Raw genomic sequence first — 11,897 nt, forward strand, 5'->3', positions numbered from 1 at the left:
GGCGCGCGGCACCAGCCGGACGGGCGGTTGACAACCGGGTAAACGGTGGATGGCGGCCGAATCCGGACACCGTTGTCCCAGGACCGGACCAGTCGCGCACCTGGTCCGGACCGGGGTCGCGGACGGCGCGCTGCCGGGGCGCGACACCCACCGTTACGCTGTCCGGCGTGCGCGTACTGGTAATCGGCTCCGGCGCTCGGGAGCATGCACTCGTCCTCGCGGTGGCAGGCGACCCCGCGGTCACGGCGCTTGCTTGCGCCCCCGGCAACGCCGGCACGACGGCGGTCGCTGAGCAGCTCGGGGTCGAGCTCGCCGAGCCGGAGGCCGTCGCGGCCCTGGCCAAGGAGTGGAAGGCCGACCTCGTCGTGATCGGGCCGGAGGTGCCGCTCGTCGCGGGCGTCGCCGACGCGGTGCGCGAAGCCGGCATCGCCTGCTTCGGACCGTCTGCCGCGGCTGCGCGCATCGAGGGGTCGAAGGCGTTCGCGAAGGACGTCATGGCGGCCGCGAAGGTGCCGACGGCTCGCAGTGAGGTCGTTGACACTCCCGCGCGTCTCGACGCCGCGCTTCAGCGCTTCGGGCCCACCTGGGTCGTGAAGGACGACGGTCTTGCCGCGGGCAAGGGCGTCGTCGTCACCCAGGACGTCGAGGTCGCGCGCAAGCACGCGCTGATGCTGCTCGACGGCGGTCACCCGGTCCTCCTGGAGTCCTTTTTGGACGGCCCGGAGGCTTCGCTGTTCTGCTTCGTCGACGGCCGCACTGTGGTGCCGATGCTGCCCGCGCAGGACTTCAAGCGCGTCGGCGACGGCGACACCGGCCCGAACACCGGCGGCATGGGCGCGTACGCACCGCTGCCGTGGGCCCCTGAGGACCTGGTGGACGACGTCGTCGCGCGGGTCGTGCAGCCGGTGGTCGACGAGCTCGCCGACCGGGGCAGCCCGTTCTCCGGCCTGCTCTACGCCGGTCTCGCGCTCACCTCGGAAGGCCCGCAGGTGATCGAGTTCAACTGCCGCTTCGGCGACCCCGAGACGCAGGTTGTGCTCGCGCTGCTGCGTACGTCGCTCGCGACCATCCTGAACGCGACGGCCACCGGGAAGCTGGCTGAGCTGCCGCCGCTGGAGTGGTCGGGCGGGGCCGCGGTCACCGTCGTGATCGCTGCGGACGGGTACCCGGGCAAGCCGCGTACTGGGGACATCATCACCGGCGGAGAGATCGAAGGCGTGCTTCACGCGGGTACGCGGCGTCGCGACGACGGTGCGGTGATCTCGGCCGGCGGACGCGTGCTGTCGGTTGTCGGCACTGGTAAGTCGCTTAAGGCGGCGCGTAAGCACGCGTACGAGACTGTCGAGCGCGTACACCTCGCTGGCTCGCACCATCGCACCGATATCGCACTGCGCGCGGCCAACGGGGAAGTAAGCGCTCCCGCCTGAGCAGCTTCTCCACGAAGTTCGCCTCGGGTTCACGCGGCGGTTGGTAGCCTCGAAACGGGTCCGTACGGTCACTGTCCGTATCACGGGAGGGGTTAGCGCATGCCGGGAAGCACACCGCTCACCGACCTGGCTTCGTCGGTACCGGCAGCGCCGGGCGTGGCGGACATCGTGGTCGAGCCGGCGAAGCTGCTCGAGGTCGCGCGGGTGGTCGACGAGCAGGTCAGCGCGCTCGAAGACAAGCTCCTCACGCGGCTCGGCGAGCTTCGCGTCGACACTCCTTCGTCGGACACGGTGAGCGTGAACGCGATGGCTGCGTGGAACACCGTTGTCGCGGAAGGTGATCAGTCGTACGCCGCGCAGGTGCGCGCGTACGTCGCCAATCTGCACAAGCTCGTCGGACAGTTGCGCGAAGCAGCGAAGACGTACGAAGCCAGCGACGCGGACAAGGCCGCGGCTTTCGGGGACCGCGGTGCGCACGGCATCCACTAAGCCGATCCTCGCGGTTGTCGCGGTACTCGGCGTCGCGGGCTGCTCGTCGGGCGAGCAAGGCACCGCGTACCCCGTAGAGCCCGCGATGAGTTCCCTGGCGCAGCAGACGAAGGCGGCCGCATTGCCGCAGCGGCCGTCCGATCTGCCGATCGCCGGGACCGACCCGTGCGACCTGCTCGGCCAGGCACAGCTCGACCTGCTGAAGGTCACCAGCGTGCCGCGCAAGGCCGCGGAAGCGAAGGACGGGCCCACCTGCGTGTTCGATTCGGACAAGACCGAGCCGTTCCACGCGTTGCACCTGCGGATCGTCGGCGCGGATGTGCAGGAATGGCTCACCGGCTCGCGGCGAAAGAACAGCATGACCACCGCGGCCACCAGCGTCGAGGGCTATCCGGCGATCACGAACTACCGCGCGGCGGGGACGCCCTCCGACTGCGAGGTGCTCGTCGGCGTCGCGCAGGGACAAACCATGGCGGCACAGGAGTTCGCGGTCACCGCGGGCGCGTTCAGCCAGCCGCAGTTGTGCGAAATCGCCACCCAGGCCGCCGGCCTGGCCGTGCAGGGCCTGAAGAACCGGACCTAGGGAGGGCGCGTGGAGATCTCCGAACTCGCGGGCAGGATCCGCGACCACCGTTTCGACGGGTGGACCGACACCGCCATCGCCGACGAGATCGAGAAGTTCGGCTCCGGCGACGGAATCGCCAGCATCGCCACCGCGGTCGAGGCGCTGCGGGAGGTCGCGACCGCGCTCGCGGGCACCGACCGCACGCTGCGCGACCAGCTGGCGAAGCTCGGCGTCGAATGGCAGAGCCAGGCGGGCGGACAGGCCGGGCAGGTGCTGTCGGATCAGGCGGGCTTCTCGCAGGACGCGATGCAGAAGGTCACGCACACCGCGGAAATGCTTTTCGCGCAAGGGGAAGCCTTCAACCGCACCAAGTACAAGCTGCCCGATCCGGCTGCGGTGCGCAAAGGCGCGGAGAGTCTCACGCTCGTCGATTCGGTGGCGAGCTTCCTCGGCTTCGAGACCGATCACACGGCGCAGGTGCAGGCTGCGGACAACGCGCGCGGCCAAGCGGTCGAGGCGTTGAACTCTTATGCCCAGCAGAGCGGGGAAAACCTGCTGTCGACCGAACCGTTGAGTCAGCCGCAATCGCTCGCGATGGTCCAGCCCGGCAGCGGACCGAGTCCGGTCGACCGTGCGGCCGCCGCGGTCGAGGTGACGCCGGATGGCCAGGTGCGGCCCGCTGCGGCGTCGGTGAAGTCGCAGTACGTTCCCCCGCCGCCGCCTCCGGCCGCTCCGGTGGTGGATCCGCCGACGCCTGCGTACGGCACGGCTTCGCAGGCACCGGCTGCTCGGCCAGCTGCGCCGGTGGTCGCGGCCAGCTACGTGCCGCCGTCTGCTCCTCCGCCGTCGGGTTGGGAGAAAGCACCGGCACCTCGGGGCAGCGAGCCGGGGTTGCCTGGCGCGCCTCGGTCGGGCGGCTCCGCCAACGTGCCGGGAACACCCAGTGTGCCAAGCACTTCCGGCGGGTCGCGGGTTCCCGGCGCGATGCGTCCCGGGGAGTCCGGCACGTTCCTGCCGACCAGCCCGCGCGGGACGAGCAGCGGATCCGACAGCGGGTCCAGTGGCCCGGCTAACCGCGGAACTGTCGGCAGTTCCGAAAGCTTCGGTGGCACAACCGGTCGCGGCGGCCCGGGAGGAAACCCCGGCGGCGGCGCGGGTGGCAGCTACCCCGGGGGCGGGCACGAAAACCAAGCGCTGCAACGAGGTCGCCTGGTCGGCAGCGTCCAGCAGCCGCCGCCTGCTCCTGTTGCCGAAACCCCCGGCAACGCTCCGGTCCCGCGCGGCGGAGGAGCGTCGGCTGGCGAAATCGGGGCAGGCGCCGCGGCTTTGGGCGCGGGAGTGGCCGGTGGTGCGCTTTCCGGCGACCGCGAACGGCAAGGCCGCGCACAAGACGGTCAGCAGAAGGGCTTGGTCCGGCCGTTGCCGGTGGACGAGCTTCCCGAGGAAGAAGCCGTCGCACTGCGGAAAGCCGAGCAGATCGCGCCGAAATCAGGCGGTGGCGACGCCAAATACCTCTCCGAAGCCGCTCCGCAGGAAACCGACGACGAGCACGTGCGCCGCTTCGGCGTCGACGACAAAGACCTGTTCGCAGACGGCCGGATGGTGGCGCGCGACGTCCTCGGCGACGGCACGGGAGACGTGCGCCGGCCGTGAACCTGGTACTGACCGCCCTCGAATTCGACGTGCTGTGGGAATCGCTGGACCTGGGCGGCCGCCCGGCCGCGCTCGCGGTTCCGTCGCCCGGGCGCACGCACACCGAACGGGCCGGACTGATCGAGTCCGTCTGGGATTCGCTGGCGCGGCGCAGGCTCGCGCGCGGCCGTCGTCCATCCGGGACAGTGCTGGATCAGCTGCATTTGCTGGCGCGCCCTCGAGAGGCCCTGGACGTTTGGGTGTGGGCGGACCGCGAGATCCGCGGGCGCGCGGTGAGCCGGGGCCGCCAGGCCGTGCTCGCGGTGGTCGACCGGGACGAGGTGTGGCTGATCGACACCGAACCGGACACCCTCGCCGACGCCGCGGTGCGGGTCGCCGGGGACTTCGACGCCGGGGTCGGCCAGTCGATCTCGGTACCGCACAGCACGCTCGTCGCCGCCGATATGGCTGCCGCTGGCGACCCGAAAGCGCTGGTCACGGCGTTGGAGGACCGGGGCGTGGCGTTGTGGGAGGCGCAGGAACTGGCGGGCATGCTGATGGGACAGGCGGCCCGCGGCCAGTTCTGTGCGGAGCGGGTGCTGCGGGACGGGACGGTGCGCCGGTCGCCGCACGTGGCGGCGTTCTACGACACTGATTCCGGGCGGTATCTGTTCCAGCTCACTGATGATTCGGACGGGCATACGTGGGCGACGGTTAGTCCGGCGGACAACGCGGTGTTGGTGGAGCGGGTGCGGGAGTTGCAAGCCGCGATTTGACGCCTTCGGGCTGACCGTTTTCTCCCTTTTCGATCGCGCTATAACCCGGTCCGGGGGTTCGCGGCCCGAAGTCGCGGAGAACTGCACACGGCACGCGCTCGAAGTCTTAGAGTAAGCAGGGAACCGACTCGGTGAGCGGAGCGTCCGAACTGGTCGGGAAGCGAGTGTCGCGAAGGGGATGACGAACGGTGCCTGTCTACGACCCGGATTCCATGGCCATTGCCGCCAGGAACGTGGAGAAGCTGAAGGACGAGTTCGAGAAGTCCAAGAAGCACCTCACCGGTGTTGACGAGGAGCACGAGAGCCCGTTCGGCACGATGGGTGGCTCCAAGGACGTGCACGGTGCGGTCGGCACGTTCAAACAGGGCGTGCACAGCGAGTTCGACGCGGCCGGGAAGCTGATGGAGGCGACCAGCTTCATCCTCAAGAAGGCGGCGGGGCTGATCCAGGAGACCGATCAGGTCCACAAGACCGACCTGACCGTCCACGAAGACCGCTGAGCAGGCACGAGGGGGCACGAGCATGGCGCTGATCGACTATCCGCCGAACTGGAACGGCATTGTCGAGAAAGCTAAGAAGGTCGACAAGATCAACCCGGGCGTGATCAGCGACGCCGGGAAGCAGTTCACCGACGCCGCGAAGCAGGCGGGCGACCACAGTGCCGCGCTGAACAATTCCACGAAGTCGTTGGCAGGCGGAGTGTGGGAAGGTCCGGCGGCGGACTCCTTCGTCGAGTACGTCACGCAGATCACCAAGGCGGGCGACAAGGTGCAGGGGCATCTTGACGACGTCGGCAAGGACCTGACGCAGCTGTCGTCTGACCTCGGCGGGATCAAAAGCAAGGTCACCGAGGCCTTCAACACCGCCAAGACGAATATCGACAAGCGGATCAAGGAAGAGTCGGACAAAGCGCAGAAGACGCAGGCGGCCGAGGCGGCGTACGCCAACGACAAGTCGGACAAGAAGGGCCCGCCGCCCAGCCCGACCTCGCAGTCGATCATCGACGCCGCGAACAAGGCCAACCAAACGGACGCCACGACTGCCGAGCAGACCATCGACCCGCTGCTGAAGCAGGCCGACGACATGGTCAAGAAGTCGCAGGATCTGATGAAGACGCAGATCGAGGGCGGCTACTCGAAGGTTCCGCTCCCCAACTCGGACGGCACCGTCCCGCAGAGCACCGGCGGTCTGCACCACGGCGGCGGCGGTGGCGGCGGTCATCACGGCGGTGGCGGCGGCGCCAGCGGTGGCGGGGGCGGTGCGTCCGGTGGCGGCGGCGGTCTCGGCTCGAGCGGCGGTCCGCCCTCTTCGCCTCCGCCCGGCAACGTTCAGCAGTGGATCCAGGAAGCGATCAAGGCGCTGCAGGCCGCGGGCGTGAACGTGACCGACGCGGACATCAAGAACATCTGGGCGATCATCCAGCACGAGTCCGGCGGCAACCCGAACGCGATCAACAACTGGGATTGCGTGCCGCTCGACACGATGGTGCTGACTCGGCGGGGCATGCTGAAGCATCGCGACGTCAAGGTCGGGGACGAGACCATCGGGTTCAATCCGGTCACCCGGCGCAGCGAGTGGACCAAGATCACCCGGGTGGTGCACCACGAGAACGCACCGCTTGTGCGACTGGTCAACACTCGCTGGCAGGCCACGACGACGCCGAACCACCGGTGGCTCACTTTCCCGCGGGTCACCGAGGCAAAACCGGCGGGTCCGCTGGTGTGCCCGGAATGCGGATGGGTGCCGCGGGCTTCGGTTCAACCGGCTAACGGCGTTGCTGTTCACCGCCGCAAGCGCCATGGCGTGCGGTCGGCTCCGGCCCGCTCCGAGTACGCCACTGACGGCAGGTTCGTCACGACCAGCGAGGTCGGCAGCCGGGATCGGTTGCTCCTGTCGGCGGTTGCCGACACGGGGGCCGGGCTTGAGGTGACTGTGCGCGAGGCTGCGATCCTTGGATGGATTGCCGGAGACGGGCATCTCGAGTCTCGCCAGCACCGGCCGACTGCCTCGATCGCTCAGTCGAAGCCAGAGATGGTCGCGAAGATTCGCGAACTTCTGACGGATGTACCGCACGCGGAGTACGTAGACGATCGAGGTGGTTGCGGGCCGCGGCACCAGTTCCGCCTTGACCACGATTACGCTCGCGATCTGCTGCGCCGGGCTGGGAATCCGAAGTCAGAGGCTTTCAGCCAGGTGCTGGCGATGTCGGCTGATCAGCGTGCCGCGTGGCTGGAAGCGGTCACGGACGCGGAGGGGACCCGGCATTTCCGTCCGGGCTACACCCAGCCCAAGGTCACGATCTACCAAGCGCCGGGTGACGTCCTCGACGCGATCACGCTGGCGGTCTACCTGTCCGGTGCCCGGCCTAGGGTCTCCTACATCGATCGAACAAAGGAGCACCGCACCTGGCAGGTCGAGGGCGCCGTCCGAGCAAACAACCCGGTCGTCACGGGCGCATTCCTCCGGGAAGAGAATGCCGGGAGGGGTGACGTCTGGTGCGTTACGACTGAACTGGGCACCTGGACGGCGAGGGAGGGCGATCATTTGTTCCTCACCGGCAATTCCAACGCCGCGGCGGGCCATCCGTCCAAGGGCCTGATGCAGTGCATCGACTCGACGTTCAACGCGCACAAGTTGCCGGGGCACGACAACATCTACAACCCGGTCGACAACATCATCGCCGGAGTCCGGTACTCGCTCGACCGGTACGGCTCGATGTCCAACGTCCCGGGCATCGCGGCGATGGCGCACGGCGGCGCGTACCGCGGTTACTGACGGCACACCCCGCACGCGGTTCCGCCGGTTAGCCTGGCCGCATGGTCGACATCGGTGCTTTCGGCGGGCCCGCGTTGCGGGCAGGCGTGCCTCCCTTTCACGTGATGGACGTGCTGTCCGCGGCGCAGGCCCGGCAGCGCAGCCACGGCGACCTCATTTCGCTGGCCGCCGGGCAGCCGTCCGTGCCCGCCCCGGCGGCGGTGCTTGAGGCCGCTCAGGAAGCCCTCAAAAAGCACACCCTCGGCTACACCGAGCAGCTCGGCATTCCTGAGCTGCGCGAAGCCGTCGCCGGGCATTACCGGCGCACCTACGACATCGACGTGGCCGCGTCCGACGTCGTCATGACCACCGGCTCGTCCGGCGGCTTCCTGCTGTCGTTCCTCAGCGCGTTCGACCCGGGCGCGCGGGTCGCGATGGCCCGTCCGGGCTATCCGGCGTACCGGAATCTGCTGAACGTCCTCGGCTGCGAGGTCGTCGAGTTCGCCACGACCGCCGAGACGAATTTCCAGCCGACCGTCGAGCAGCTCGACCGGCTCGGGCCGATCGACGGGCTCATCGTCGCGAGTCCCGGCAACCCCACCGGGACCGTGTTGCCGCCGGGTGAGCTGGCCGCGATTTCCGGCTGGTGCGCTTCGCACGGAGTGCAGTTGATCAGCGACGAGATCTACCACGGCATCTCGTATGGCAAGCAGCTCGATTGCGCCTGGCAGTACGGCCGGGAAGCGCTGGTGCTCGGGTCGTTCTCGAAGTACTTCGCGATGACCGGCTGGCGGCTCGGCTGGATGCTGGTGCCGCAGCGGCTGCATCGCGCGGTCGACGTCCTGACCGGCAACTTCACCATCTGCCCGCCCGCGGTTTCGCAGTACGCGGCGGTCGCGGCGTTCACACCGGAGTCGTACGCCGAAGCGGACGCGCACGTCGAGCATTACCGGCGCAACCGCGACCTGCTTTTCGCCGGTCTCCGCGAGATCGGCCTCGACAAGCTCGCCCCCGCCGACGGCGCGTTCTACGCCTACGCCGACGTCTCCGACCACACCACCGACAGCCTCAGCTGGTGCCAGCGGCTGCTCGCCGACACCGGTCTCGCGATCACCCCGGGAATCGACTTCGACCCGGTCGACGGCGGCCGCTACGTGCGGTTTTCCTTCGCGGGCGCGACCGAGGACGTGACCGAGGGGCTGCGCCGGCTCGGCGGCTGGCTGGGGTGAAACCGGTCAGGGGAACTCGGAGATCTCTGGCCATCGGCCGCTGACCTGCTGGTGCGTCGAGGCAGCGTGGTTCCGCCGCGCGGGCTTGAGCGGTCCGGTCAGTCGTGCTGCTCGGGCCAGTCCCATTCGAGCCCGTACCTCCCGGCGCGCAGTCCGAGCATGACGGCGTGCGTGTTGGCCGATTCGCTGATGCGCACCGGTCGTTCGGTCGGGGTCGGATCGCTGAACGGGCGGCGGACCTCCCGGCAGCGGACTGGGACGGCGCCGGGACCGAACTGGGCCTCGATCAGGAATTCCTGGATGGGCAGCCGGAAACTGGCGGTCCAGCTGTTGTCGGACGGCTGTCCCGGCTCGGGGTACAGCTCGATCTCGTACTCGAGGACCACGGTTTCGCCGCGGCGGAGCGCACTGTCGAAGAGCAGTTCGTTGATCATCAGGTGCTTCTCTTCGCTCACCGACTGGCGGCCCAGCCTGCAGTTGTGCGTCGAGGTGAGCGTGGGCCGCCTGCGGGTGCCAGGGGAGAGTTCCAGCAGGTTGAGGTCGTGGCTGAGGCCGTCCCGTTCGGCCCGCAGGACGTGCCGGTAGCTGATCCGGTGCACCGCCCGGCCGGAGTCGAGGTGACAGCGCAGGTGCAAGCTGATCCGGCGCAGTCCGCTCTGCGGTGCGATGTCGGCGTCGGTCATCAGCGCCGACAGTCCACTGGAGTCCAGCCACTGCTCGTCGGGTGCGGCGGACTCCTCGGCGGCGACTTGCCTGCCCCTCGGCCGGGGCGGTCCCAGCCTGCCGGACAGCCTGCCCATCGGCAGTTCGAGGACGTTCTCGAGCTGGCGCACCGCTTCTATCGACCGGCGTTGTTCGGGCTGGCGGCTGCCGGACTGCCAGTTGCTCAGCGTCGCCAGGCTGACCCGGCTTCCGCGCTCGGTCAGCCTGGCCCGGATGCGTTCCAGGGTGAGGCCGCTGGCATCGATCGCGCCGCGCAGTGTTTCGGCGAAGGAGAGTTCGCCCGGATCGAGGGAGTCAAGGTTATTCCGCTGATCGAGACTGTGCGGCGCAATCGAATACTCGTGGAGCGTCAATGCGCGTCACCTCCGCTGCGGCCTTCCCTCGTTCGGAACCCTATCGAGTGAAGGGGGCTAGACAAAGGTAACGACAAGCGATCGGGAGGAACGTCGTATTTGTTCCGCCCGACCGCTGGTCGCTATTATGCCCGATTAAGGTGAACTATCTGAAATTGTCGATTCTTACTTGGTGAAGGCGGCGGTGCCCTTCGGGGTGCCCAGCCCGGTCGGGCCGTCCCAGCCGGTGCCCGCGTTGCACCACTGCTTGGTGTCGCAGCTGCCGTTGCTGCCCGAGGTGACGTCGGTCAGCTGGTCGGTGTGCGACCACGGGTACTGGGCGGGCCAGTCCTGCGCACCGGGGGTGCCGGCGTCGGCGTAGACGCTCGCGATGATCGGGGACGAAGCGCTGGTGCCGCCGACGACCTGCCAACCGCTCTGCTGGAAGGTGTCATACACCGCGACACCAGTGGCCGGGTCGGCGACCGCGGAGACGTCCGCGATGGCCTTCTTGTCGCAGCCGGTCGCGTCGGTCTGGTAACTGGGCTTCGCCGCGTAGCTGGAGCAACCCGAGCCCGCGCCCTTCCACGCCGTCTCGGTGTACGAGCCGCCGCTGCTCTTCAGGGTCGTGCCGCCGACGCCGACGGCGTACGGGGAGGACGCCGGCCAGCTCGCGCCGTAGCCGCTGTCACCGCTGGACGCGGTGATCGCCACGCCGGGGTGCTTGAAGTGCGCGTCGCCCGCGCCCCCCTCGGACTCGTCGCCGCCCCAGCTGTTGGAGACGAACTTCGCGCCGAGCTTTACCGCGGTGTCCACCGCCTTGCCCAGGTCGTCGGTGGAGGCCTGATTGGCCTCGACCACGAGGATCTTGGCGTTCGGCGCGGTCGCCGCGATCATGTCGACGTCCAGCGCGGTCTCGACGGCCCAGTCCGGGTCGGCGGCCGGCAGCGGGCTCTCCTGGCCGTCTTCATTCACGATCTGCACGTCGCCCGCGGGTAATCCGAACTGCTTGCGGTAGGCGGCCAAATCTGCTTTGAGAGAGGGGTAATCGCCGGACTCGGTGACGGCGATCGTCTGGCCCGCACCGCCGTCGGCCTTCAGCTGATAGGCGGCTTGCAGCTCTGCGGGGCCGTAGCCGGAGGGGGCGGCGCCGGGGGCGCGCCGGGCCTGCTTGATGTCGGTGCGCACCTGTGCGAAGCAGGACATGCGGCCTGCCGCGCGCACCTGCGCACAGGCGTTTTTCACCGTCGGACCACCGGTGGCCGCGGGGGCGGCGGAGAACTGCTGCGCGGTGGCAGTTCCACCGGTGGTGAGGGCGAGCGCGACGGCGAAGACACCGCCTGCGATCAATTTCTTGCGCATTGATTTTGCTCCCGACTCAGTGGTGAATAATTCACCATTAATAATTGGTCCGGGGTGCCGAATGAACAACGGGCCGATAGTAGGTGCCTTTCAACGGACAGTCGTAAAGCCGTAAAAACCGCATTCCGTGATGTCTCGGCCGGTGTCCGGCCGGTCCGGTGACCAAGGGGGTCAGGTTGCTCCGCGGGCCGCATCGCCGGGTTCGTCGGCTGGGGCGCGTCGCCGCGAGATCGGCCTGCCAGCCAGCCGCTCCGGCGGAGCCCGAGCCGGACCCGCTGGACGAGACGACTAGGAAAGCGGCTCAGGGGAACCCTGGGATCCCCCTGAACGTTGGGCTGGCGTAGAGAGTTTTCGTCGCACGGATGGCACGCTGGAGGGCACCGGGCCGACGTGGCGCGGAAACGGCATCGGAGGAGCCATGTTCTGGAAGATCGTCGGAGCGCTCGTCGTGGCCTGGATCGCCTTCATGGTGCTCGGGTCAGTGATCGGCTTCGTGTTCAAGGCCGTGCTGTGGATCGGCATCATCGGCGGGGTGCTGTTCCTGGGCACCGCGGCCTACGGGGCGATCACCGGGAAGAAGCAGTCGAAGCGCATCAGCCGCTGACCGG

10 protein-coding genes and 2 pseudogenes are annotated in these 11,897 nt (G+C 68.7%); 10 read left to right on the top strand and 2 right to left on the bottom strand.

Translation table 11 applies throughout. From position 1 onward, the window contains the following. The first annotated feature begins 167 nt into the window (after positions 1–167). The 9 genes and pseudogenes from purD (at position 168) to ACFORO_RS15270 (ending at position 8,872) form a co-directional block, all read left to right on the top strand. Positions 168–1,427 carry a phosphoribosylamine--glycine ligase gene (gene purD, locus ACFORO_RS15230; protein ID WP_377868048.1) on the top strand — a complete coding sequence of 420 codons (1,260 nt, stop codon included), beginning with the start codon at positions 168–170 and terminating at the stop codon, positions 1,425–1,427. 99 nt (positions 1,428–1,526) lie between these two features. Next, positions 1,527–1,916 carry a PE domain-containing protein gene (locus tag ACFORO_RS15235; RefSeq protein ID WP_037354127.1) on the top strand — a complete coding sequence of 130 codons (390 nt, stop codon included), beginning with the start codon at positions 1,527–1,529 and terminating at the stop codon, positions 1,914–1,916. Beyond that, a complete protein-coding gene (locus ACFORO_RS15240) occupies positions 1,897–2,499 on the top strand; it encodes a DUF3558 domain-containing protein (protein WP_354740860.1) in 603 nt (200 codons plus the stop codon). Before ACFORO_RS15235 ends, ACFORO_RS15240 begins: the two co-directional genes overlap by 20 nt. A gap of 9 nt (positions 2,500–2,508) precedes the next feature. Continuing rightward, positions 2,509–4,134 carry a hypothetical protein gene (locus tag ACFORO_RS15245; RefSeq protein WP_377868047.1) on the top strand — a complete coding sequence of 542 codons (1,626 nt, stop codon included), beginning with the start codon at positions 2,509–2,511 and terminating at the stop codon, positions 4,132–4,134. Further along, on the top strand, positions 4,131–4,889 hold the full coding sequence (locus ACFORO_RS15250; RefSeq protein WP_377868046.1) for an ESX secretion-associated protein EspG: 759 nt from the start codon (positions 4,131–4,133) through the stop codon (positions 4,887–4,889). The genes ACFORO_RS15245 and ACFORO_RS15250 overlap by 4 nt, the downstream gene beginning before the upstream one ends. A 188-nt stretch (positions 4,890–5,077) precedes the next feature. Beyond that, a complete protein-coding gene (locus ACFORO_RS15255; protein ID WP_009084845.1) occupies positions 5,078–5,389 on the top strand; it encodes a hypothetical protein in 312 nt (103 codons plus the stop codon). Positions 5,390–5,411: 22 nt separating this feature from the next. Further along, a pseudogene (locus tag ACFORO_RS15260) lies at positions 5,412–5,648 on the top strand (WXG100 family type VII secretion target); the annotation flags it as partial. A gap of 1,800 nt (positions 5,649–7,448) precedes the next feature. Continuing rightward, positions 7,449–7,664: pseudogene (locus ACFORO_RS15265) on the top strand (transglycosylase SLT domain-containing protein); the annotation flags it as partial. 41 nt (positions 7,665–7,705) lie between these two features. Continuing rightward, positions 7,706–8,872: a pyridoxal phosphate-dependent aminotransferase gene (locus ACFORO_RS15270; protein WP_377868045.1), complete on the top strand. Its 1,167-nt coding sequence runs from the start codon at positions 7,706–7,708 to the stop codon at positions 8,870–8,872. Between the two features lie 98 nt (positions 8,873–8,970). On the opposite strand, the gene ACFORO_RS15275 is transcribed toward ACFORO_RS15270, so the two are convergent. Continuing rightward, positions 8,971–9,948: a hypothetical protein gene (locus tag ACFORO_RS15275; protein WP_377868044.1), complete on the bottom strand. Its 978-nt coding sequence runs from the start codon at positions 9,946–9,948 to the stop codon at positions 8,971–8,973. 165 nt (positions 9,949–10,113) lie between these two features. Then, positions 10,114–11,289: a S53 family peptidase gene (locus tag ACFORO_RS15280; protein ID WP_377868043.1), complete on the bottom strand. Its 1,176-nt coding sequence runs from the start codon at positions 11,287–11,289 to the stop codon at positions 10,114–10,116. 418 nt (positions 11,290–11,707) lie between these two features. Here ACFORO_RS15280 and ACFORO_RS15285 point away from each other — a divergent pair, with 418 nt between their 5' ends. Beyond that, the gene (locus tag ACFORO_RS15285) at positions 11,708–11,893 is read left to right on the top strand and encodes a hypothetical protein (protein ID WP_344266394.1); all 186 of its coding nucleotides are present in this window, start codon (positions 11,708–11,710) and stop codon (positions 11,891–11,893) included. Positions 11,894–11,897: the final 4 nt, after the last annotated feature.

The sequence above is a fragment of the Amycolatopsis halotolerans genome (assembly GCF_042647905.1).
Taxonomy (GTDB): domain Bacteria; phylum Actinomycetota; class Actinomycetes; order Mycobacteriales; family Pseudonocardiaceae; genus Amycolatopsis; species Amycolatopsis halotolerans.

Coding starts and splice junctions, on each gene's coding strand:
- ACFORO_RS15285 (WP_344266394.1), top strand. CDS start 11,708: ATGTTCTGGAAGATCGTCGGAGCGCTCGTCGTGGCCTGGATCGCCTTC.
- ACFORO_RS15270 (WP_377868045.1), top strand. CDS start 7,706: ATGGTCGACATCGGTGCTTTCGGCGGGCCCGCGTTGCGGGCAGGCGTG.
- ACFORO_RS15280 (WP_377868043.1), bottom strand. CDS start 11,289: ATGCGCAAGAAATTGATCGCAGGCGGTGTCTTCGCCGTCGCGCTCGCC.
- ACFORO_RS15235 (WP_037354127.1), top strand. CDS start 1,527: ATGCCGGGAAGCACACCGCTCACCGACCTGGCTTCGTCGGTACCGGCA.